22 protein-coding genes and 3 pseudogenes are annotated in these 21,381 nt (G+C 72.7%); 13 read left to right on the top strand and 12 right to left on the bottom strand.

From position 1 onward, the window contains the following. Positions 1-174: 174 nt before the first annotated feature. A complete protein-coding gene (locus tag ACOTKD_RS15215; protein WP_424889465.1) occupies positions 175-1,269 on the bottom strand; it encodes an ABC transporter permease in 1,095 nt (364 codons plus the stop codon). A gap of 89 nt (positions 1,270-1,358) precedes the next feature. After that, positions 1,359-1,841 (bottom strand): MarR family winged helix-turn-helix transcriptional regulator, encoded by a 483-nt coding sequence (locus tag ACOTKD_RS15210; protein WP_424889464.1) that lies wholly within the window; start codon positions 1,839-1,841, stop codon positions 1,359-1,361. 117 nt (positions 1,842-1,958) lie between these two features. Between ACOTKD_RS15210 and ACOTKD_RS15205 the strand changes: the two genes are divergently transcribed. Together ACOTKD_RS15205 and ACOTKD_RS15200 are read left to right on the top strand one after the other, a co-directional pair. Further along, positions 1,959-2,369, top strand: coding sequence for an organic hydroperoxide resistance protein (locus ACOTKD_RS15205; protein ID WP_424889463.1), 411 nt, complete (start codon positions 1,959-1,961; stop codon positions 2,367-2,369). A 211-nt stretch (positions 2,370-2,580) separates the two neighbouring features. Further along, the gene (locus tag ACOTKD_RS15200) at positions 2,581-3,405 is read left to right on the top strand and encodes a serine/threonine protein kinase (RefSeq protein ID WP_424889462.1); all 825 of its coding nucleotides are present in this window, start codon (positions 2,581-2,583) and stop codon (positions 3,403-3,405) included. 120 nt (positions 3,406-3,525) lie between these two features. Here ACOTKD_RS15200 and ACOTKD_RS15195 read toward each other — a convergent pair whose 3' ends face one another. Next, positions 3,526-5,079 (bottom strand): alpha/beta fold hydrolase, encoded by a 1,554-nt coding sequence (locus tag ACOTKD_RS15195; RefSeq protein ID WP_424889461.1) that lies wholly within the window; start codon positions 5,077-5,079, stop codon positions 3,526-3,528. Positions 5,080-5,186: 107 nt separating this feature from the next. Here ACOTKD_RS15195 and ACOTKD_RS15190 point away from each other — a divergent pair, with 107 nt between their 5' ends. Continuing rightward, the gene (locus ACOTKD_RS15190) at positions 5,187-6,110 is read left to right on the top strand and encodes a MerR family transcriptional regulator (protein ID WP_424889479.1); all 924 of its coding nucleotides are present in this window, start codon (positions 5,187-5,189) and stop codon (positions 6,108-6,110) included. Positions 6,111-6,266: 156 nt separating this feature from the next. Beyond that, positions 6,267-6,500, top strand: coding sequence for a hypothetical protein (locus ACOTKD_RS15185; protein WP_424889460.1), 234 nt, complete (start codon positions 6,267-6,269; stop codon positions 6,498-6,500). Positions 6,501-6,545: 45 nt separating this feature from the next. Here the strand turns inward: ACOTKD_RS15185 and ACOTKD_RS15180 are convergent, their stop codons facing one another. Beyond that, positions 6,546-7,097, bottom strand: coding sequence for an NAD(P)H-dependent oxidoreductase (locus ACOTKD_RS15180; RefSeq protein ID WP_424889459.1), 552 nt, complete (start codon positions 7,095-7,097; stop codon positions 6,546-6,548). Positions 7,098-7,216: 119 nt separating this feature from the next. Here ACOTKD_RS15180 and ACOTKD_RS15175 point away from each other — a divergent pair, with 119 nt between their 5' ends. Continuing rightward, a complete protein-coding gene (locus tag ACOTKD_RS15175) occupies positions 7,217-7,903 on the top strand; it encodes a TetR/AcrR family transcriptional regulator (protein WP_424889458.1) in 687 nt (228 codons plus the stop codon). Positions 7,904-7,918: 15 nt separating this feature from the next. Here ACOTKD_RS15175 and ACOTKD_RS15170 read toward each other — a convergent pair whose 3' ends face one another. The 5 genes and pseudogenes from ACOTKD_RS15170 to ACOTKD_RS15150 all read right to left on the bottom strand — a co-directional run bounded on the left by ACOTKD_RS15170 (position 7,919) and on the right by ACOTKD_RS15150 (position 10,763). After that, positions 7,919-8,992, bottom strand: a complete 1,074-nt coding sequence (locus ACOTKD_RS15170; protein WP_424889457.1) for a questin oxidase family protein — start codon at positions 8,990-8,992, stop codon at positions 7,919-7,921. Between the two features lie 148 nt (positions 8,993-9,140). Then, positions 9,141-9,746, bottom strand: a complete 606-nt coding sequence (locus ACOTKD_RS15165; RefSeq protein ID WP_424889456.1) for a GOLPH3/VPS74 family protein — start codon at positions 9,744-9,746, stop codon at positions 9,141-9,143. 20 nt (positions 9,747-9,766) lie between these two features. Further along, complete coding sequence (locus tag ACOTKD_RS15160) at positions 9,767-10,003, bottom strand: hypothetical protein (RefSeq protein WP_424889478.1); 237 nt, start codon at positions 10,001-10,003, stop codon at positions 9,767-9,769. Between the two features lie 150 nt (positions 10,004-10,153). Then, positions 10,154-10,399: pseudogene (locus ACOTKD_RS15155) on the bottom strand (SCO5918 family protein); the annotation flags it as partial. Positions 10,400-10,559: 160 nt separating this feature from the next. Next, positions 10,560-10,763 carry a cold-shock protein gene (locus ACOTKD_RS15150; RefSeq protein ID WP_030365760.1) on the bottom strand — a complete coding sequence of 68 codons (204 nt, stop codon included), beginning with the start codon at positions 10,761-10,763 and terminating at the stop codon, positions 10,560-10,562. Between the two features lie 411 nt (positions 10,764-11,174). On the opposite strand from ACOTKD_RS15150, the gene ACOTKD_RS15145 reads away from it, so the two are divergent. The 3 genes from ACOTKD_RS15145 (at position 11,175) to ACOTKD_RS15135 (ending at position 12,371) form a co-directional block, all read left to right on the top strand. Continuing rightward, positions 11,175-11,393: a hypothetical protein gene (locus ACOTKD_RS15145; protein WP_424889455.1), complete on the top strand. Its 219-nt coding sequence runs from the start codon at positions 11,175-11,177 to the stop codon at positions 11,391-11,393. Between the two features lie 91 nt (positions 11,394-11,484). After that, positions 11,485-11,958, top strand: a complete 474-nt coding sequence (locus ACOTKD_RS15140) for a hypothetical protein (protein ID WP_424889454.1) — start codon at positions 11,485-11,487, stop codon at positions 11,956-11,958. Between the two features lie 80 nt (positions 11,959-12,038). Further along, positions 12,039-12,371 carry a hypothetical protein gene (locus tag ACOTKD_RS15135; protein WP_424889453.1) on the top strand — a complete coding sequence of 111 codons (333 nt, stop codon included), beginning with the start codon at positions 12,039-12,041 and terminating at the stop codon, positions 12,369-12,371. 16 nt (positions 12,372-12,387) lie between these two features. Here the strand turns inward: ACOTKD_RS15135 and ACOTKD_RS15130 are convergent, their stop codons facing one another. After that, positions 12,388-12,900: a hypothetical protein gene (locus tag ACOTKD_RS15130; RefSeq protein WP_424889452.1), complete on the bottom strand. Its 513-nt coding sequence runs from the start codon at positions 12,898-12,900 to the stop codon at positions 12,388-12,390. A 180-nt stretch (positions 12,901-13,080) separates the two neighbouring features. Here ACOTKD_RS15130 and ACOTKD_RS15125 point away from each other — a divergent pair, with 180 nt between their 5' ends. Beyond that, on the top strand, positions 13,081-14,493 hold the full coding sequence (locus tag ACOTKD_RS15125) for a Gfo/Idh/MocA family protein (RefSeq protein WP_424889451.1): 1,413 nt from the start codon (positions 13,081-13,083) through the stop codon (positions 14,491-14,493). Positions 14,494-14,577: 84 nt separating this feature from the next. Here ACOTKD_RS15125 and ACOTKD_RS15120 read toward each other — a convergent pair whose 3' ends face one another. Further along, positions 14,578-16,065, bottom strand: coding sequence for an amino acid permease (locus ACOTKD_RS15120; protein ID WP_424889450.1), 1,488 nt, complete (start codon positions 16,063-16,065; stop codon positions 14,578-14,580). A gap of 843 nt (positions 16,066-16,908) precedes the next feature. Between ACOTKD_RS15120 and ACOTKD_RS15115 the strand changes: the two genes are divergently transcribed. The 3 genes and pseudogenes from ACOTKD_RS15115 to ACOTKD_RS15105 form a co-directional block, all read left to right on the top strand. Further along, the gene (locus ACOTKD_RS15115) at positions 16,909-17,157 is read left to right on the top strand and encodes a dsRBD fold-containing protein (RefSeq protein WP_030365751.1); all 249 of its coding nucleotides are present in this window, start codon (positions 16,909-16,911) and stop codon (positions 17,155-17,157) included. 423 nt (positions 17,158-17,580) lie between these two features. Then, positions 17,581-18,423: pseudogene (locus ACOTKD_RS15110) on the top strand (isocitrate lyase/PEP mutase family protein); the annotation flags it as partial. Between the two features lie 129 nt (positions 18,424-18,552). Further along, a pseudogene (locus ACOTKD_RS15105) lies at positions 18,553-19,197 on the top strand (AAA family ATPase); the annotation flags it as partial. A 277-nt stretch (positions 19,198-19,474) separates the two neighbouring features. Here the strand turns inward: ACOTKD_RS15105 and ACOTKD_RS15100 are convergent. Beyond that, positions 19,475-20,605, bottom strand: a complete 1,131-nt coding sequence (locus ACOTKD_RS15100; RefSeq protein WP_424889449.1) for a hypothetical protein — start codon at positions 20,603-20,605, stop codon at positions 19,475-19,477. A 196-nt stretch (positions 20,606-20,801) separates the two neighbouring features. Here ACOTKD_RS15100 and ACOTKD_RS15095 point away from each other — a divergent pair, with 196 nt between their 5' ends. Continuing rightward, positions 20,802-21,326, top strand: a complete 525-nt coding sequence (locus ACOTKD_RS15095; RefSeq protein ID WP_424889448.1) for a DM13 domain-containing protein — start codon at positions 20,802-20,804, stop codon at positions 21,324-21,326. The last annotated feature ends 55 nt before the right edge of the window (positions 21,327-21,381 follow it).

Raw genomic sequence — 21,381 nt, 5'->3', positions numbered from 1 at the left:
AAAACCCCTGACAAGCACTGTGACCTACTACCCCCGCTCATAGCCCCCGGAAATACACCCCCCATTCCCCACCATTCCGCCACCCCACCCACTAACCCGCTTCGTAAGTGACCCACGCCTCATGGGCGGCCTCACATCCCGGGGCCCCGCACGTCACTCCGTGCGAGGGTGCGTTCACTCGGGGGCGGCGGCGTTCGTCTCGCGTCCGCCGGGGTGGCGATGGCGCCAGATCCAGAAGACGGCACAGGAGACGGCGGCCCACGCGCCCAGCACGGCGAACGGGAAGAAGTGCTGGTGCTGCCGGAAGTACACGGCCGTGTGCTGGGCGTTCACGGAGGCGCCGGGCGGCAGCCAGCGGCCGATCTCGCCGAGGAGCGAGGGCAGCAGGGGCCAGGAGACGGCACCGCCGGAGGAGGGGTTGCCCAGCAGGACCATCAGCCCCCAGGTGGGCAGCATCGCCCACCGCCCGAACAAAGCGTTGAACATCGTGAAGACCATTCCGGACGTGAACATGGTCAGCGCGAGAATGAACCAGGATTCCGCGAACGGCAGCTTCAGGGCGCCCAGGACCCAGTCCACGACGACGGCAATGGTGAAGCCGCCCAGTACGGAGTATCCGGCGGTGAAGGCGATGCGCTCGGCGGGATTGAGCGCGGAGGCGTGGACGCCCATCTGAATGGCGCCGACGAATCCGACGATGACCGCGGCGAGGGTGATGTAGAAGAGCGCGAGTCCGCGTGGGTCGCCCTTTTGCAGGGGGTTGATGTCCTTGACGGTGACGGGCACGCCGATGGTCCTGCCGACTTCCGGCGCGGTCTCGGTCAGGAGCTGGGCGACGGTGGCGCCGGAGGCTCCGGAGACGTCCAGCCCGGCCGTGCCGGGACGGTCCTGGAGGATGGCGTAGACCCGCTGCTCCTCGACGGCGTTCCGGGCGGCCTCGTAGGTGGTGAAGTGGCGCAGCCGGAGCTCGGCCCCGAGCGCCTCCTCCATGCCCTGGACGAACTCGCCCCGCTTGATCTCGGGGGCGGGGACGCCGACGACCGCGGTGGGGATGTCGTGCGGGGTCGGATTGGCCATGGCGTACGTGTAGGAACCGGCGAACAGCCCGGCGGCCGCGGCCACGATCAGCAGGAGCACGGTGGCGGGGAAGAACGGCGAGTGGCGGAACGCGTGCCGGCGGGTACGGGCGCGCCGCCGGGCACGGACGGGGGCGTGGGCCCCGGCGCGGGGCGCGCCGGGGCCGCTCTCTTCACCCGTGGGATCACCCATGGGGTCACGATATGCGGATGATCCTCACAATCCGGGTACGGCGTGGCCGGGCCCCGCGCGTCGCGGGCGAGCGGTCAGCACTCCCCCGCCTACCCCGCCTGTGATGCCTGTGACGCGTCGAGGTTCTCGGTGAGCCGTTCCAGGAGCCCTCGCAGTGCGAGGGCGTCCTGCAGGGACAGGCCCGACGCGGCGACGATGCGGCGGGGCACCGGCAGGGCGCGCTCGCGCAGCTCTTCGCCGGCGCCCGTCACGCGGACCACGACCGAGCGCTCGTCCTCCGCGCTGCGCTCGCGCACCACGAGTCCGGCCGCTTCGAGCCGCTTGAGCAGCGGGGAGAGGGTGCCGGAGTCGAGTCGCAGCCGTTCGCCGATGGCCTTGACCGGCTGGGGATCGGGCTCCTCCCACAGGACGAGCATGGCGAGGTACTGCGGGTAGGTGAGGCCGAGGTCCTTGAGGGCGTCGCGGTAGACGCCGCCGAAGGCGCGGGCCGCGGCGTGCAGCGAGAAGCAGATCTGGTGGTCGAGGCGGAGCAGCTCCGCGTCGTCCGGGAGGGGGGAGGGCGGAGCGGTCATGCCTCAAGGGTAACCCGCACCCTATTGAATTGCGCACAACTCAATTGCGTGCAATGATTTTGGCTGTACGGGGGCGAGCCGCTTCCGTACAGGAACCGCCGAACCGAAGGAACTCCCATGGACGCGCTGTACACCGCTGTCGCCACCGCCAACGGCCGCGAAGGCCGCACCGTGAGCTCGGACGGGCAGCTGGACCTCGCCCTGGCCATGCCCCCCGCGCTCGGCGGCAGCGGCCGGGGCACCAACCCGGAGCAGCTCTTCGCCGCCGGTTACGCGGCCTGCTTCGCGAGCGCGCTCGGGCTGGTCGGCCGTGAGGCGAAGGTCGACACGAAGGACGTCTCCGTCGCCGCCGAGGTCTCCATCGGCAAGGACGACACCGGCTTCGGCCTCGCCGTCACCCTCCGCGTCGAACTCCCCGACAGCCTCGCCGGCGAGACGGGCACCCGCCTCGTGGAGCAGGCCCACCAGGTCTGCCCGTACTCGAAGGCCACCCGGGGCAACATCGCCGTCGAGCTCGTCGTCGAGTAAGCCGGGATACGCCTGAGTCGAGATACGCCCAAGCCGGGATACGCCTGAGTCGGGATACGCCTGAGTCGAGGTAAGCCGAGACGAGCCGGGCAGGCCGGCCGGCGTCCGGTGAGGCGAGCGGCGCGGCCCCCACCCCCGCGGGGGACCGCGCCGCTCCCGGCCGCCGACGCGACCGCGACGGCGAAGACGGCAAAGGTGGCACGATGACGACATGTCACCTCACCCGTTACTGGACACCTCTCACGCCTCGTCCGTATCCATCGAGGCTGATCTCACCCGGGTCGGAGAGATCTTCACCGCTTTCCGGGAACAGGACTCGGGCTGTGTGTCCTACGGCGTCCGTCTCGCCGATGGAGAGCGCTGGTTCGTCAAAGAAGCCGTCACCAGCGGCGCGAGGCGGTCCCTCGACCGGGCCTGGGCCTTCCACCGGGCCGTGCGGCACCCGGCGATCGTCCCGCAGGTGCACCGGATCGCCGTACGGGGCGGCTGGGCGGTCGTCATGCCGTGGCGCGACGGCGAGGTCCTCTACCACCCCACCGTCCGCGGCGCCGCCGACCGCACCGCCCCGGACAGCGCCATGGCGCGCTTCCGCGCACTGCCCCTCCCCCTCGTCCTCCGCGCCTTCGAGCGGATCCTGAGCGCACACCTCGCGGTGGAGGACGCGGGTCACGTCGCCGTGGACCTCTACGACGGCTCCCTGCTGTACGACTTCACCGGCGACACCATGCACCTCGTCGACCTCGACGAATACCGGCCGGGCCCGTTCGTCCTGGAGGAGGAACGGCTGCCGGGATCCACGCGGTTCATGGCGCCCGAGGAGTTCGTACGCGGGGCCGTCATCGACATCCGCACCACCGTGTTCGCCCTCGGGCGCACCGCTCGCCTGCTCCTCGACGCCGGAGACGGCGAGCGCGCCTGGCGGGGCGGGCCCGGTCGGCTCGCGGTCGTGGAGCGGGCCACCCGGGCCGACCCCGGGCAGCGGTTCGCGTCGGTCCGTCGACTCGCCGGTGCGTGGCACGCCGCCGGCCGGTCATGAGTCGAGCACGCACCCGGTCTGGCACGCCGGTCACGGCACCCGGCCACTGGACCCCGGCCCGGCCATGAGCCGCGCAAGTGCCCCGGTCCGGTCATGAGTCGTGTCGGCGCTCCGGCCTCGTCATGAGCCGTGCAAGTGCTCCAGTACGGACCGCATCGCCCGTTCCACGGCATCGCGCGCCTGCTCGCCGTGGTCGAGCGTCTCGAAGCCGTGCCGGGCGTCCGGCACCTCGATCACCTCGACCGCGGCCTTGCAGTCCTCGGCGGCGGTGAGGAACTCCCCGACCGTCGCCGCGAGCTCCGGGAATTCCCGGCCCACCCGGGTCAGCACGAGCGGCAAGGGCCCGGCCGCGCGCACCGCAGCCGCGGGCCGGAAGCGGGAGCCGGCGTGCCCCCAGTTCGGCAGCGGCGCGAGGAGGGGGTAGGTCGCCGCCACGCACCGCAGCCACGGCGGGGGCGCGGCGAGCCAGTCCGCCGACAGCAGCCCGCCTGCGGAGAAGAACCACAGCGCGACCCGCTCCCCGTCGACGCGCGGGTCGGCCCGTACGAGCTCGACCGCCGCGGCGACGTCCTCGGCCGCACGCTCGTAGTCGGTGACGTCGTGCAGCCGGTGGTCCAGCATCGCGCCGACCGCGCCCAGGCTCGCCGCGTACTGCGCGTAGCCGGTGTAGAGCGACCAGTCGCGCGGCGTCGGCCGCAGGCCGGCGGGTACCGGGCCGCCGTGCACGAAGACCACCGCGGGGCGGGGACCGTCGGCGTCGGGCAGGTGGAGATCGACCCGCCCCACGCGCTCGCGGCGCTGCTCCGGTACGTCCAGGAGGAAGGGCCGCAGGTGGGGCGGCAGTTCGTTCACGGGCGCGGACAGCCGGTGCCCCTCCCCCGCGGCGGCGCGGAGCAGGATCGCGGCCAGTTCGCCGGGGGCGGAGAGCATCGGCCAGTGCCCGGTGGCGAGTTCGAAGAAGCCGGTCCGGGGGTTGGCGAGCTCCTGGATGCGCGGGTCCCCCAGCTCCAGGAGCGACTCGACCAGGGCGATGCCGGGCCCGTTGGCGGTGCAGAGGATGCCGGTCGTCGGCAGCTCGGAGACCGCACCGCCCGGCACGCGGAGCGGCCGGGTGAGCGTGGCCAGGGGTTGCGGTGCCGCCAGGGCGGCCAGCCGGTCCAGCGCGTCCCGGGGAATGCCGGCGAGACTGCCCCAGCGCTGCCATTCTGCGGGTGCCGGCGGGGCGAGCCGGCCGTCGGTCCCGGCCTCCCCGGCCCGCTTCCGCAGCGCGTCGCGCAGTGCCTGATCCGGTATCAGTTCGAGGGCGGGGGCGCCGTCCTGGGGCACAGTCGTGTCCACGTAGACGATCCGGGCGACCCGCTCGGCGCGCCGAGCGGCGGCGCCGAGCACCGGGTGGACGCCGTAGCAGTGGCCGACCAGCACCACCTCCGGCGCGTCGATCTCGTCGATCAGCCGCACCAGGTCCTGGACGTGCGTCTCCAGGTCGGTGCCGGCGGGCGTGCCCGTGTCCGCCTCATCGTGCTCGTCGCGCTCGTCGCGCTCGTCGTGGCCGCCGCGCATGCCGGTCAGTGTCACGGGACGGGCCTCGGCGCCCGCCTCCCGCAGCCGGGCCGCCACGTCCTCCCAGATCCAGCCGCCGGTGTGGGCGCCCGGCACCAGGACGAATGTCGTCATGATCTCCTCCGTACGTCGTGGGGCGGCCCGGCCCGACGGGCCGCCCGCGTCCGCCGGTACGGTAAAAGCTCCTGCTGGGGGAGGATCAAGCCGTGTCATCTGAGGGCATGTGGAGCATCGGGGAGCTCGCCGAGCGCGCGGGCGTCACCGTCAAGACCGTCCGCTTCTACTCGGACCGCGGTCTGCTGCCCGAGGCGGGCCGCAGCGCCGGAGGCCACCGGCGGTACGGGCCCGAGGCCCTCGACCGGCTGCGTCTGATCCGCTCCTTGCGCGCCCTCGACCTGCCGGTCCCGGACGTGGGCCGGGTCCTCGACCGCGAGGACGCGATGGAGGACGCTCTGGAGGACGCCGTCGCGGGGCAGTTGCGGGAGCTCGGCTCACAACTGGCCGCCCTGCGCTGGCGGGAGGCCGCGCTCCGGCTCGTCCGGGACTGCCCGGCCGGGGAGCGCGCCGACCGGCTGCGCCTGATCGGCGCCGTGTCCGCCCCGCCCAGCACGGCCGCACTGGCCGGGTTCTGGCGCCGCTGGCTGCCCCCGAGGCTGCCGGCGCGCGTGCGGTCCGCGGTCGTCGACCAGGCGGTTCCGCAGCCGCCCGCGGACCCGACCCCGGCTCAGGTCCTGGCCTTCGCCCGGCTGCACGCCCTCGTCTCGGGCCCGTGCCCCGGCGGGGCCGGCGCCGGCGACTGGCAGCCTGCGGCGCACCGGACCGGAGGCGGCTACCGCCCGGCGGTGCTCTACGAGGGTCTCAGCGAGGCGTACGCACTGGCGTCGCCCGCACTGCGGGCGCAGCGGGCGCCGTACGACGGCGAGGCGCTCGACTGTTTCGTCGCGGCCTACGCACGTTCGTGCGGCACGCGCGACACCCCGGCCTTCCGCCGTGAGCTCAGCGGCCAGCTGGCCGCGGATCCCCGCATCGACGTCTACTGGCAGCTCGCCGCCGAACTGCGGGGCCCGGCGCAGCCGACTCCCGGGGCTTCCCACGACTGGCTCTGCGCCGCCCTGGACGCCCAGATCGCCCGTACGGCGGCGTGAGCCGGCCCGGGGCCGCCCTCGGGGTGAACCCCTCCCGGGAAACGTTTCCCGTGGCACTCCGGCTCGTTGGCCTGTTATACGCGAAAACGCCATGACCCGTACGAACCGGAACGAATCGGTATGAGAACGAGAAGGCGGAGAGAAACAGTGCGTCGGATGAGAATCGTGCTGGCCGCGGCCGTCGTGGCCGGATTCCTGGCCGCGCCGGCAGCGGCCGCGCAACCCACCCCCGCGGCCCCGCCCGCCGCCCAGAGGGCCGCCGACAAGCCGCCCTTCCCCTACGCGGACTGCATCAAGGCCACCAAGAAGCGCGGGGAGAGCAAGCGCTACGGCAAGTGGCACTGCGACCAGCTGGTCAAGAAGGGGTGGGTCAGGCCCCCGAAGCGCTGACGGCGCGACGGGGGCCCGCGGGCCCGGAACGTGCGGGCCGGGCGGTCACGCGGCGGCGGCCTCGGCCAGGCGCTCGATGACCGCGGTCAGGGCGGTGGTGACCTCGGCGTCCTCGACGGGGTGCAGGCCGGCGAAGCGCGTCACGGAGCCGGGGATCGAGAGCTTGACGTCCTCCAGGACCGCGGCGCCGGCGATGCCGGCGGCCTTGCGGGCCTCGTCCTGTGCCCAGACCCCGCCGTACTGGCCGTAGGCGGTGCCGACGACGGCGACCGGCTTGCCGGCGATCGCACCGGCGCCGAACGGGCGCGACAGCCAGTCGATGGCGTTCTTCAGCACGGCCGGCATCGTGCCGTTGTACTCGGGCGCGACCAGCAGGAGGGCGTCGGCGCGGGCCACGGCCTCGCGCAGCTCGGCGGCGGCCGCCGGGACGCTCCCCTCGACGTCGATGTCCTCGTTGTAGAAGGGCACGTCGGCGAGGCCCTCGTAGAGCTGGACGTCGGTGCCGGCGGGGGCGATCTTGACGGCCGCCTCGGCGAGCTGGCGGTTGTGGGACCCGGCGCGGAGGCTGCCGACGAGCGCGAGGATGCGGACAGACATGGGGAACTCCAGAGGGGGGTGATCGACAAGAGTTAAAACCGGACCGAGGTCCTGTTTAAAGTTGTAGCACTTATCCGGACCGCGGTCCAGTTATTGTTCCGACGCGCTACCCTGGCTCCATGACCGGCCTCACCCCGCCCCCGCCCAGCCCGGACCACGGCACCCCCGACGGCGCTCCTGACGGCACCCGGGGCGAGCATCCGGGTCTCGCGCTCATCCCGGTCGGCGAGCCCCCGCAGCTGCGGGCCGACGCGGCGCGCAACCGCACGCGCCTGCTGGAGGCCGCGTCGCAGCTGACGGCCCGGTGCGGGGCCGCGAACCTGACCATGGAGGCCGTGGCCGCGGCCGCCGGGGTCGGCAAGGGCACGGTCTTCCGGCGCTTCGGCGACCGCACCGGGCTCCTGCTGGCCCTCCTGGACCACCGCGAACAGCAGCTCCAGGCGGCCTTCATCTCGGGCCCGCCGCCCCTGGGCCCCGGCGCCCCCGCGGCGCAGCGCCTGCACGCCTTCGGGCCCGCGGTCATCCGCCACGAGCGCGACCACCACGACCTGATCCTGGCCACCCGCACGGACCCGCTGCGCGCCTACAGCGTCCCCGCCCGCCACCTCCGCCTCGCGCACCTCGCCATGCTCCTGCGCGAGGCGGGCGTGGACGGCGACGCCGAACTCCTCGCGCACACGCTGCTGGGCTACCTCGACACCACGCTCGTCCACCACCTGACCGTCGAGCGCGGCATGTCCCTCGACCGTCTGGAAGCGACCTGGCACGACCTGGTCACCCGGCTGGGGGCCGGCCGGGCCGGATAGAGCCCGCCCCGGGCCTCAGGCGAGCGGCTCGCCGAGCTCGATCGCACGCAGCACGGCGGCATACGCCTGCTCGCCGCCCTCACTGCCCTCACCGGACTCGCTGCCCTCACCGGACTCGCCGGCCTCGCCTGCGACATCGAGCGCCGTGTCGGCGAATTTGATGACGTGTTCGTCGCCGTGCGCCACCGCGCGCTCGATCAGCTCTCCGGCGGCGACGTGACCCGCGGGGACGTACGGGACGGCTTCCGCCGGGGCGTACATCGCCGTCACCGCGGCCGACGCCGCCCAGGCCGCGTGCAGGCTCGGCGCCCACAGTGCCCGCGGCAGCGCCGGAAGGGTGCGCAGGACGGCACTGGGAGCCGTGGCCGCGTGCACGAGCATGGTCGCTTCTCCGTGGCCGTGGGTGGCGTAGCGGTGGGTCGCGGCGCGCACCAGCTCGGCGAGCCGGTCCCGGGCCGTGCCGGGCTCGGTCACGTCAACGGCCCAGACCGGCAGCCGTTCGACGCGGGCCAGCCGCGCGGGGAAACCGCCGGCGAGGTCCCGGATCGGCGGTACGGCGTGCAGGCCGGCGGCGGCGTGCGGGGCGCCGGGGAACCAGATGATGCCGGCGAGCGGGTGGTGGCGGGCCGCCCAGTAGCCCAGCCCGTGGGCGAGTTCGGTCAGGCGGGGCTCGCTCGCGTCGCCGCGGAGGAGGGCGCGTACGGCGTGGCCGACGCGGATCACGGGGTGGGTCGATCCTCCGTACATCCCCGGCAGCAGACGGGGCCACCACGTGGCGAGCACGCTCCTCCAGTCGTGTTCGGAGAGCGTGCGCCCGAAGTGGGCGATCCAGTCGGCGGCCCGGCGCGGGTCGCCGAGCGCGGCGGTCCAGTCGGCGTCGGTGACGGGCGCCACGGCGGCGGGGAACTCCTCCAGCCGCTCCTCGTAGCGATCGAGCCAGCGGTGCACCGCATCCGGGCGGCCGCGGGCGACGAGCGCCTCGGCCACCATGGGGGCGTGGTTGGTGAGCCGGCCGAGCCGCTCCGGGCCCGCGACGTGGAGCCGCTCGAGCGCTTCGTCGAGTACGCCGCTCGTGTCCGTGATGTCCATGCGGAGCACGCTAGGCGCGGTTGCCCGCCGCCGTATCGGGCCGGGGTACCAAGTCCGGCCGCGCGCCGGACCTAGGCCGGCAGGTGGCAGCCGCGGCCGGCCGCGGCCGATCCGCCGGTCCGCCGCGTGCCGTCATTCATTCGCCCGTTCATTCGCCTCGCCAGACATTGTCGAAAGCCGCCTGCTCGACGGCCCGCCGCTGCCGTACGGCTTCCAGGTCGAGCAACGCGTCGTTGACCGCGGCGAGCACGCTCTCGACCGCGTCACCGGCCCCGGCCGGCGCTTCCTCACCGCTCGTGTCGCGGATCCCGGCGGCCGTCGCCAGGGCGGCGAGGACGGGCTCGTTCGCCGCCAGGCGTGCCTCGGCCCGGCGGTGGTCGGCCGAATCGGCCGGGACCGTCCGGCCCGTCCGGAAGGGCAACCAGCGGCTGCCCCGCCATGTGAGCTGCCCTTCCGCGTCCAGGGCGGCCAAGTAGGCCGACGCCAGGCCACGCCCCCTGCGCCACAGCCAGTCGCCGACCGGCTCGTACGGCGCTTCCCGGACGAGCGCCGCCACGGCCTGGTCCAGCACCGGATCGGCCTGGGCCGTCCGGTCGCCCGGCACGATCCTGTCGCCGTCCAGCGTGACGGCCCCGGCGGCCAGCAGGTCGATCACTTCCGCTCCCGCCAGCGCGAGCGACAGATCGCCCGGTTCCACGGGGCGCGTGGCCGCCGCGTCCATGGCGGTCATCATCAGATCCCGTGCCGTGGTCATAGAAGGCTCCCCTTGGGCCGTCAGACGTGGTCCACGATCCCCACCTTCCCCTCGGAGCGGGCGCAGTGGGCTCCGCAGTACCAGTGGCCGTCCGCCTCGACCCCCTGGCCGATGATCTTGACCTGGCAGTGTTCGCAGACCGGGGCCATCTTGTGGATGGCGCAGGTGAAGGAGTCGAAGACGTGACGCGAGCCGTCCTTGGTCTCCACGGCGAACGCCAGGTCGTAGTCGTTACCGCAGACTTCGCAATGTGCCATGCGCCGCATGCTCCGCAGGAAGGGAGGGCGGGGCAAGGGTATGGCGGGCGGGTCGGCGGGGCTGCACCCGGCCGGCGCAACCGGGCCGGAGGACCGCGCTCTGCCGCGCTTTCCGGGTCCGTCCCGCTCAGAACGCGCCGAGCACCGGACCGCAGGCTCGGCGGGCACGGTGCGGCAGGTGAAGCCCAGCCGGGTCAGCGCGCGCGTGACCTCGTCGCTGGTGAAATCACGCCGGTCCTGCCTGGTGATCACCTGCCCGACCTGCTTGACGGGGTACGTACGGCGGCCGATGACCGCGCAGGCACCCGTGGCGGGCTCGGGCGTAATGCCCTTCATCATGTGCTCGACCTCGCTCTTGACCAGGTCGAAGGGGAAACGGGCGATAACACAGCGCATAGTGCCTCAACCAGGTGGGAGGAAAGGGCGATAAATTCCCCGGCGGCCGGTGAGCCGCCACCGGCAGTATTCTGCCGGAAAACGAGCGGAAATACGACGAGCCGGGACCCGCACCCAAAGTGCGGGCCCCGGCTGCGTTCAGCGCGTCGGACGACGGGCGTCAGGCGGGAAGGATGTTCTCCGCCTGGGGGCCCTTCTGGCCCTGGGTGACGTCGAAGGTCACCTTCTGGCCCTCCTGAAGCTCACGGAAGCCCTGGGTGGCGATGTTCGAGTAGTGGGCGAAGACGTCGGCGCCGCCGCCGTCCTGCTCGATGAAGCCGAAGCCCTTTTCCGCGTTGAACCACTTCACGGTGCCAGTAGCCATGTCAAATCTCCTTCGGGGCAGTACCCGGGGTCCGCACTGCGCGGGCCCCGCATCGCCGATGATCGCCCTGTCCGGAAATCAAAAAGCCGGAAATACAAAAAGTGCCGCAACCGACTGGAGGCCGGTCGAGAACACTTGCGAGTCTCTGGGAACCACAACTGCAACTGAAAAGACAGTAGCACGGAATCGTCAACGGCGGGGGCGGAAATTTTTTCCGTCCCCGGCCGGGTGAAAAATCATCTCTGCGCCGGACTTTTTTCGCGCACGCCCCTCCGGCCCGCGCCCCGGCCCCCGGCCGGGGCGCCAACAGCCGGTGCTCATAATGCGTTTCATGTGTTTTCCCGGGGCTGATGATCCCATCCGTGTCGGTTCGCCCCCATCGTCGTTCTGCAGAGCATGAAGAACCGCATCGTGACGCGTATTGCTGTGGGATCGGCCCTCCTGGTGTGCGGAGCCGTCTCCGCATCCGGCACCGCCCAGGCGGCCGGCGGGGGCGGGCTCAGCCCGCGCCCGCTGATGAACCGGCTCGCACACCTCACCGACATCGAGGAGAGCCCCGTGGGCGACACCGTCTCCTTCGTCAACGAGAAGCTCCCCAAGGAGGCCTCAAGCCGCATCTCCCTCCGGTGACCACCCGCCGGGCCGGCGAACCGCGGTGCCGGGGCTCCCGGCGCCGCCCCACCGCTGCCGCGTCCCGCCGGACTTCGCGCATAATCCCCGGGTGACTTCCCTCGACGAGCAGGTGACCGGCCAGTGGCGCAGCGCGCCCTTCGACGCGGGCGCGATGGAGACGAGCGAGCTCGTCCTCCTGGCCGGCGGCCGCGGCTGGAGCCGCTTCGAGAGCTTCGGCGGCGAGCTGAGCATCGGCCGGTTCGCCTGGTGCCTGCCCTCCCCCGGCCTGCTCGAACTGCGGTACACATGGCGGGTCAACGGTCAGTGGGGGCCGGCCGGGGACGGGTTCGAGACCGTGGACAGCAGCGGTCCGGACGACGAGCTGATCCGCACCCCGTACCGCATCGGCACGGAGCGGCCGCCGCTCTCCGGGGAGCCGGTCACCACACTGCGCCTCGACGTCCCGGTCGAGTTCGCCGGGTCCTTCGCCCTCGGCCGGCGGATCATGACCCCCGCCGACGATCCTTCGTCAACGGTGGCCCCGTACGCACCGCCCGTCCATCCCGCCTCACCCGTACGCTGACCATCGCACCAAACCCTCCCCCGGGCACCCGCCGCGGCCCTACGGTAGGCGGTCGCCACCGCCGAACGAGGGGAAGGTCCGTGGACAAGGAGCAGCGCGCCCGCATCGTCGCCAGGGTCACGGAGGAGCGCGAACGGCTGCGCCCGCTGCAGCCGGAGATGACCCGCACCGTCATCGAACTCCTGCGCCGCACCGTGGCGGAGAAGGAGCCCGGCGTCGTGCCGTGGGTGAACCTGGCCACCATCAAGGCCATCCAGGCCAGGCACGGCACGGACGGCATCCTGGCGCTGGCCCTGTCGCTGGGGAACTGGGCCGCCGCGGTCGCCCAGGACTTCGCCCGCACGACCGGACACACGGCGGAACAGCTCATGGATTTCTACGAGACGCAGTTCTTCGAGGACGACGCGTCGTAGGCCGCCGGCGGGCGGCTCACCCCGCGCGCAGCCCGTTCCCGGTGCAGAAGACGCAGCCTTCCCAATGCGGCAGGGCGTCCAGGACCCGGTGGCGGACGCACGAGGCCGTGGCGGCCGCGTCCGGGCCCGGGAAGACGTCCTCGTCGGCGGGGCGCGGGGGCGGGGTGAAGGCCTCGACCACGGCCCGGTACCGCCGCAGGTAGCCGGGGACGTACGGCGGCTCGTAGGTCAGCTCGTCCCAGCGGTGCCGTGCCAGCGCGAGGTCGATCACCCGCAGCACGAAGTCCTTGGCCTGCGCCCGCTCGGCCGGGGTGCCGCCCCAGTCGATGTCCTCCAGGTCGAACCCGACGACCCCGCGGCCCATGACGGTCTGGTCCTGCAGGGCCAGGAGCGCGGCGAACCGGAAGTCCCAGGGGCTGCGGGCCAGGTCCGAGACGGCCAGCCACAGCGCGTCGAGGAAGGCGGCCGTCCCGCCGTTGGACAGGTACAGCTCGTCACCCGTGCTGCCGCTGCCGAAGACGTTTCCCATCGAGTCAGCCTAGGGACCGCCCCCCGGGGGCCTTGATCCGCCCCCGGGCGAACGGCGCAATCCCGCCGCGCGAGCCCTCTTGCGTTGCCTGCGTCACACCCGTCAGGGTCACTTACCGAAGTCAGCGAGGTTCATGCACGCGCCGCAGCTCACATCAGCCCCTTGTGTCCAGGAGGACCGATGCACGAGTCAGCCCCGCAGAACCCCCGGCGGCCCGGGACGTCCGGCCGCGCCCAGGACCCCGACGTCAGCCGCCGCTTCCTCCTGAAGTCCGCCGGCGCCGCGGGCGCGGGCGTGGGTCTCGGGGCGGTCCCGGCGGGGGCGGCCGCCGCGGCAGCAGTGCCGCGGCGGCAGGGCGCGACCATGATCGGGGTGCCGTTCGAGCGGCGCGGCACCGTGCGGGTCGGGATCGTCGGGCTGGGCAACCGCGGCGCCTCGATGGCGGAGTTGTTCCTGGCGGTGCCCGGCGTACGCGTGGTGGCGCTGTGCGACAAGGTGCGGGCCAAGGCGGAGAAGGTCGCGGCCAGGGTCGGAGCGGCGGGGCAGCCCGCGCCGGCGCTCTACACCAAGGGCGAGGACGACTACGCGCAGCTGTGCGGGCGCGGCGACGTGGACTTCGTGTACGTGGCCACGCCCTGGGAGTGGCACTTCCCGATGGCCGAGGCGGCCCTGACCGCCGGCAAGCACGTGGGGGTGGAGTGTCCGGCCGCCATGGAGCTGGAGCAGCTGTGGCGCCTGGTGGACCTGTCCGAGCGCACGCGGCGGCACTGCATGCAGCTGGAGAACTGCTGCTACGGCAAGAACGAGATGCGCGTGCTGCGGATGGCGCACGCGGGCGTCTTCGGCGAGCTGCTGCACGGGGCGGGGGCGTACCTGCACGACCTGCGGGAGCTGATGTTCTCGCCGACGTACTACGAGGGTCCGTGGCGGCGGCAGTGGCACACCCGGCTGCGGGGCGACGTCTATCCCACGCACGGTTTCGCGCCGGTGGCGAACTACATGGACGTCAACCGCGGGGACCGGGCGGTGCGGATCTCGACGGTCGGGTCCCCCGCCGCCGGGCTGGCCGCCTACCGCGCACAGCACATGCCGCCGGGTGACCCGAGCTGGAAGGAGACGTACGTCGGCAGCGACCTGTCGGTGAGTCTCGTGCAGACGGCGAAGGGGCGGGTGATCCGCCTGGAGCACGGGGTCTCCAACCCGCATCCGTACAGCCGCGTGAACACGCTGGGCGGCACGAAGGGCGTGTTCGAGGACTACCCGCCGCGGATCTACCTGGAGCCGGAGATGTCCGGGGACGAGTGGGGGGACTTCGGGGTGTACGCGCAGTGGGACCACTGGCTGTGGAAGGAGCACGCGAACCCGCCCGGCGGGCACGGCGGCATGGACTACATCATGGTTTTCCGGCTCATGCAGTGCATGCAGCGGGGTCTGGTGCCCGACTTCGACGTGTACGACGCGGCCACGTGGAGCGCGCCCGTGCCGCTCAGCCACGCCTCCATCAGGGCCAAGGGGGCGCCCCAGGAGATCCCGGACTTCACGCGGGGGCTGTGGCGCGCCGGGCGGGCGGGGGTGGACTCGGCCAGGCCGTAGGCACGCGCAGAGGCGCCCGCCCCGGTGTTCCGGGACGGGCGCCTCTTGTGGTTCAGCCGATCAGGTCGCCGGTGGGGTCACCGGTCAGGCCTTGTCGGCCTCCGCACGGGCGAGCTCGTTCTTGCGCTGGGCCTCGGCGACCCGGCCGCGGACGAGGTACCAGCCGCCGATGAGCATCGCGACGATGATCGGCAGGCACAGGACGGTGGTGCGGCTCGCGCCCGGCTCCGACGCCATCAGACCCAGCACGCCGGCGAGGAAGACCAGCGTGACGATCTGGGTGTACGGGGCCCAGGGGAGCTTGTAGCCGGGGCGGGTGACCCGGCCGTCCTTGGAGCGGCGGTAGAAGAGCAGGGAGCAGACCATGATCATGCCCCAGGTGCCGATGATGCCGATGGCGGCGAAGTTCAGCACGATCTCGAAGGCGTCCGCCGGGACGACGAAGTTCAGGCCGACGCCCAGCACGCAGAAGAACGCGGTGAGCAGGATGCCGCCGTAGGGGACCTGGCCCTTGTTCATCAGGCCGGTGAACTTCGGCGCCGAGCCCGACATGGCCATCGAGCGCAGGATGCGGCCGGTGGAGTAGAGGCCGGAGTTCAGGCTGGAGAGCGCCGCGGTGAGGACGACGAGGTTCATCACGCCGGCCGCGTACGGGATGCCGATCTTCGACAGGACGGTGACGAAGGGGCTCTCGCCGCCGTGGTAGGCGGTGTAGGGCAGCAGCACCGCGAGCAGAATGACGGAGCCGACGTAGAAGAGGCCGACGCGCCACATGATCGAGTTGATCGCCTTCGGCATGATCTTCTCGGGGTTCTTGGTCTCGCCCGCGGCGACGCCGCACAGCTCGACGGAGGCGTAGGCGAAGACGACGCCCTGGATGACCATCAGCATGGGCATCACGCCGGTCGGGAAGATGCCGCCGTGGTCGAGGATGTTGGACAGACCCGGGGTGCCGTCGCCGACCTTGTGCTGGCTGGCCAGCAGGAAGATGCCGACGACCATGAAGACGGTGATCGCGGCGACCTTGATGATCGCGAACCAGAACTCCATCTCACCGAAGTACTTCACCGAGATCAGGTTCACGGTGAGCACGACCGCGAGGGCGATCAGCGCGAGCACCCACTGGGGGATGTCGCTGAACATGCTCCAGTAGTGCGTGTACGTGGCGACCGCCGTGATGTCGGCGATGCCGGTGGTGGCCCAGTTCAGGAAGTAGAGCCAGCCCGCCGTGAAGGCGCCCTTCTCGCCCATGAACTCACGGGCGTAGGAGACGAAGGCGCCGGAGGACGGGCGGTAGAGGACGAGCTCGCCCAGTGCCCGGACGACGAAGAAGGCGAAGAGGCCGCAGACGGCGTACGCGATGAAGAGGGAGGGTCCCGCGCTCGCCAGGCGGCCGCCGGCACCGAGGAAGAGTCCGGTGCCGATCGCTCCACCAATGGCGATCATGTTGACGTGGCGGGACTTGAGGTCCTTGCTGTACCCGGCATCGCCGGCGTCCACGTGCGTGGAGGCCGCCGGCGCCGCCGTGGCGGCGGGCTGGGTTTCGGCCGCAGTGAGGGTGCGGTCACTCATGTGGTACTTCGCCTTCTTTGGAGGGGGCAGGACCGGGCCGTGGTGCTGCTACGAGGGGGTGGGCCCGGTTACCCGGAGGGCCGGCTGGCGACGCCGTCCTCCGAGGGGTGATGCGATGCCCGCCGGCAGTGAGCCGGTCATGCCCTCCGGCCGGACGCGGGCGGCCCCGGGTACGGGGTCACCTGCGGTGGGGCAGGGGGGAGCGGGCACGAGGCGCGTGGCCCGGGACCGGCGGTGCTGTCGCTGCCGTCCTGGGCGCCGCTGGGTGGCGCGGGGAGGTCAGCCCTCTAAGGGCCGCCGCCGGCCGGATGCCGCCCGACGGGCCGGCCTGCCGTGGGGCGCTTGCGCCCGGTGGCACGACATGGCGCCGGGACGCTGCTGCGCCTCGGTGCTCGGCCGGCTGTCGGTGGACTCCATGCCGTGAATGGTGTGAGGCGTGTAAGGGCGGCGTCAAGAGTTCACGGGGAATTGATATTTCCGCCGGTAAGTGATCGATCAGCGCTGGTCAGAGCGGGGCGGGACGGGCATTCCCCGGACACACAAAGGGATTCGCGCCACGGGAAAGGCGTGCTCGTACATGACCGTTTTCGCGCATTGCCCCTGTCCCGTGTGATCAAGGCCACAGGGTTGTGATCTTGTGTTGTTTGCCCCGGGCGATACATGCCGCCTGCATTTATGCCGCGTACATTCATGCCCTCTACAAGCATCACCCCCGCCCTTCGGTGGCGGACAGCCGGACGGGTGGACCTGGGTCCGGCCGGGCGCGCGGACCGCGGGCGCCGCAGGGGTGCGACTTACAGTGGCCGCCACGGAAAGCTGCACCACCGCGGAGGTGTTTTGCCCATGCAGGTCGCCGGCTGGCACGTAGAAATCGAATTCGACGAGGACGAATCCCGCACCCGGGCCGCCGCCCTCCTGCGACTGCGCGACGGCACCGAGCTCCGCGCCCGCACCAGCTCCACCCGGGACGCCCGCGACCCGAACGAGCCGCGCGTCGGCGAGGAGATCGCCGGCGCCCGCGCCCTGCGCGACCTCGCCGAGCAATTGGAGCTCAAGGGCCGCGCCGAGGCCCGGAACCTCTCCAAGCACTAGGCGCCGGCGCGGACCTGACCCTCCATGAGGTGAGCGGACCCGCGAGATCCGGACGATCCTCGGGCATATGCGCGGGAGGCGGCCGGGAGGCCGGAAGGGGCTCCTCAACTGCGGGGCGAGCACGGGCGGGCGGGCGCCGCACGGCGCTCCAAAGGTGCGGGTGGTCGGCGCGATTGCATCGCCCACCACCCGCTTTTACCTTGCCTATATTGCTGCATGACTATCTCTTGACTAATCTCCCGAAGGCACCGACCGGCACCACCAGCAGCAGAGCGCAGCAAAAATCCCTGGGGTACGCCTTCGCGCGGCGCACCCCAGGGACCTCCGGTCGGTCATCGTCTCCCGCACCGGCTGCGGGCTTCCGTCAAAGACAGCAGCCGAAGCGGGCCCAACCGACGCCAAACCAGTCTTCGGAGGGTACCCGTGAACCACCCCGCCCGGCTACGTGACGCCATCGCCGCGGACGGCACCACCCCCCTCATCGGCATCTTCGACATGTTCTCCGCCTCCGTCGCGGCCCAGCACTACGACGGCATGTTCGTCTCCGGCTTCGGCTTCGCGGCCTCCCACTACGGCCTTCCCGACATAGGTTTCATCGCCTGGCCCGACATCGTCGCCTTCGTGCAGCGGCTGCGCCTCGCCTTCCCCGCGCAGCACCTGCTCGTCGACATCGACGACGGCTACGTCGACCCCGAGACCGCCTGCCACGCCGTGCAGCAGCTGGAGGCCGTAGGCGCCTCCGGGGTGATCCTGGAGGACCAGCAGCGGCCCCGCCGCTGCGGGCACGTGGACGGCAAGCAGATCCTTCCCCTGCAGGAGTACCTGGACAAGCTGAACATGGTCCTGGAGTCCCGCCGCGACCTCGTGGTCGTCGCCCGCACCGACGCCACGGAGGAGCACGAGATCCTGCGGCGCGCCGAGGCCCTGGCCGCCACCGACGCGGACGTCCTGCTCGTCGACGGCGTCCGCAGCGTCGCGTGGATCCGCAAGGTCCGGGACGTCATCGGCGACAAGCCCCTCCTCTTCAACCAGATCGCCGGCGGCAAGTCGCCCCGGCTGTCGCTGCCGGAGCTGGCCGAGCTCGGCGTGGACGTGGCGATCTACAGCACCCCCTGCCTCTTCGCCGCGCAGTCGGCCATGGACCGCGCGCTGGCCGGCCTGAAGGCCCGGGACGGGCGGCTGCCCGAGCACACCTCCGGCAGCATCGGCGTCGCCGAGTGCCTGTCGCTGCTGGAGAAGAACATCAGCCGTCACCACGGCCGGCCCCTGGCCGCCGCGGCCGCCGGCCGCTCCCCCCCCCCCCGCCCCCCCCGGCCCGCGGGGGCCGCCGGGGGCCGCCCCCCCCCCCCCCCCGGCGCGCCCACGGGCCTGTTCGCCCCCTGCCGCGGTGAACCCGTGGGGACGTCCGGTGAACCGGCAGGGTGCGCCGCGGCGTCTGAAGGACTGCCCCCGTCGCCCACGCGGCGGGCGCCGACAGCAGCCAAGGGCAGGGGACACCAGACCGTGAGCCGGACCGGCACGACAGACAGCAGCACCCCGGCGGGCATACCCGCCGGCGCACCGGCGGAGCCCGCGGGCCCGGCGGCGCAGGCGGGGCCCGCGCCCGCGGCGGGGTTCCGCCCCCGCGGGGTGGTCGACCTGCGGGCGGCCGGCTGCCGGGCACCGGCGGTGCTGTCGTATCCGGCGGGGGCGGTCGTCGTCGTGTCGGGGCTGCCCGGCAGCGGCAAGAGCACCCTCATGCGCCGCTGGTCGGCGGCGGCCCCCGCCGTGGACCCGCGGGCCGCCCACGAGCGATGGCAGGCGCGCATGCCGGACCGGCTCCCGTACGCCGTCTACCGGCCGTGCGCCCGCCTGGACCACCTCCTGCGGATCCGGGCGGCCGTGCGCAGCGGGGAGCCCGTCCTGGTGCACGACTGCGGCAGCCGCCCGTGGATGCGGCGCTGGCTGGCCCGCGAGGCCGGCCACCGGGGCCACGAACTGCACCTGGTACTGCTGGACGTGGGCACGGCGCAGGCGCTGGAAGGCCAGCGGGAGCGGGGCCGCCGGGTCGGCCGGCGCGTCTTCACCCGGCACGCGCACGGGCTGGGCCGGCTGCTCCGTGCGCTCGACGGCGCCGCCCGGCCGGGCGGCGGGGGCGGCGCCGTGCCGCCGGAGGTCGCGGAGGCCGCCTCGCTCGTGCTCCTGGGCACCACGACCCGCGAGCACGTCTCCGGCCTGGAGTTCCGGCCGGCCCCGGGACCCCGGCCGGGCCCCCGGGGCGGGCCCCCAGGCGGGGGGGGGGGCGGCCGGCCCGGGGCCCCGGGCCCCCCCCGCCGGTTCAGTACCGCAGGACGGCGGCGAGGCGGTGTTCCTCGGCCAGGGTGTCGTCGGGGACGAACTCGACGTCCGCGCCGCTGTCGAGCGCGCTCTCGACGATCTCGTCGACGGCGTCCTCGATGAGGGAGGCGTCCGCGCTGAGCGGCTCCGCGGTCTCCTCCACCACCTGCGGGTGGCCGCCGTTGCCGTCGGTGCGGACGGTCGCCTGGTAGTGGTCCTCCACGGCCAGGAGGGCCACCCGGCCCTGCCGCACCGTCTGCCAGACCTCGTCCAGGCCGGAGGTGTAGCGGCGGGCCCCGCGCGCGTCGCTCAGCCTCCGCAGCACCTCGCCCCGGCGCGCCTCGCGGCGCTCGTCGAAGGCCGGGCGGAGCACCTCCAGGAGCTCGTGGCCGCTCTTGGCGGTGCCGCTGCCGTTCTCGACCACGGCGGTGATCGCGCCCTGGCCGGGGAAGGCCTCCTTGAAGTGCGCGGTGAGCTCGCGCAGGCCCACGACGTACAGGGGCCGGGGGTGCTTCTCCAGGACGCCCGCGAGCGCGCCGGCGACCGACCGCAGGTACTGCCGTTCGCGCTCGGCCCCGCCCTCCTCGCGGATGGGCATGCTGTAGTTCTTGCCCGGCAGCGCGTCCACGTGGTCGGGCAGGGCGGGGAGCACGGGGAAGCCGTTGCCGGTGAACTCGGTGAGCGCGTCGCCCGCGCCGTCCCACAGACGGCACTCGCCCTTGGTCACGGCCAGGGCCCAGTACGGCTCCTCCATCCGGGCGGCCGCCACGAGGTTGCGGGTGAGGAAGGTCTTCCCGATCACCACGCGCTGGGGCACCGAGCGCGGCAGGTACCACACGTGGTGCTCGCCCGGGGCCGCGAGGACCAGCAGCCCGTCGCTGGAGTGCGTCAGGTCCACTCCGGCGACGGCCGCATCCAGCTGCCCCTCGACGTCCGCCCGGGCGGACCGGGAGACCCCGGCGTCCTCGGCGAGCCGGCGCTTGGCCTCCGCGACGGTGTTCCGCAGCCGGACGGGGTCCTCGGGGCTGTAGGGGGAACGCCGGTTCGTCGGCACGAGCAGCGAGACCGCCGGATAGGCGCGCTCTTTACGCAGATCGCGGAGGATCTCGTCGGTCAGGTCGCCGATGTCCATGGGTGTTCTCCTACCGCCGCGGCCTCCGGGACCCTTACAGATCACCAGAAACACCCCGCCCCAGCCACCCCAGCACCCCCAGACGGGGACGTGGGCGGGCGGGACGTAAGACTTTCGTCACCGGAATCCCGGACCCGGAACAGGCCTGAAGGCGTTTCAAGGAGTGAGAGAACACGCCGGCTTTTCGGAGGCAGAGATGGGACGTGTACGACGGGTGCTGCGCAAGCCGGCCGTCATCGGGGTGCTGGTCGCGGGGGTGCTCGCGGTGGCCGCGGGGCTGGTGTGGTTCCAGCCGTGGAAGCTGTGGGTGGACGAGACCGTACGGGAGTCCGTGCCGGTGGCCACGGGCTCCGCGCAGCCGGGTGGCGTGCGGACGCTGGCCACCGGTGAGCTGATCAGTCACGAACACCGCACCAGCGGGTCGGTGCGCATCCTCCGGTTGCCCGACGGCAGCCGCGTGCTGCGTCTGGAGCACCTCGACACCAGCAACGGCCCCGACGTCAAGGTGCTGCTCAGCGACGCCCCGGTGAAGCCGGGGGAGGACGGGTGGCACGTCTTCGACGACGGCGCGCACCGCAGCCTGGGCTCCCTCAAGGGGAACAAGGGAGACCAGAACTACGTGGTGCCGGCCGACGTGGACCTGTCGCGCTACACCAGCGTCAGCATCTGGTGCGACCGCTTCGACGTCTCCTTCGGGGCGACCGCCCTCAAGCCCGTCTGACCGCGCGACTCCACGCGAACCCGTACGGCCACGCGAACCCGTACGGCCACGTGAA

It is taken from the genome of Streptomyces sp. XH2, from assembly GCF_049725035.1.
GTDB classification, from domain to species: Bacteria; Actinomycetota; Actinomycetes; order Streptomycetales; family Streptomycetaceae; genus Streptomyces; species Streptomyces roseoverticillatus.
This window is presented reverse-complemented; position numbering and strand designations above follow the sequence as displayed.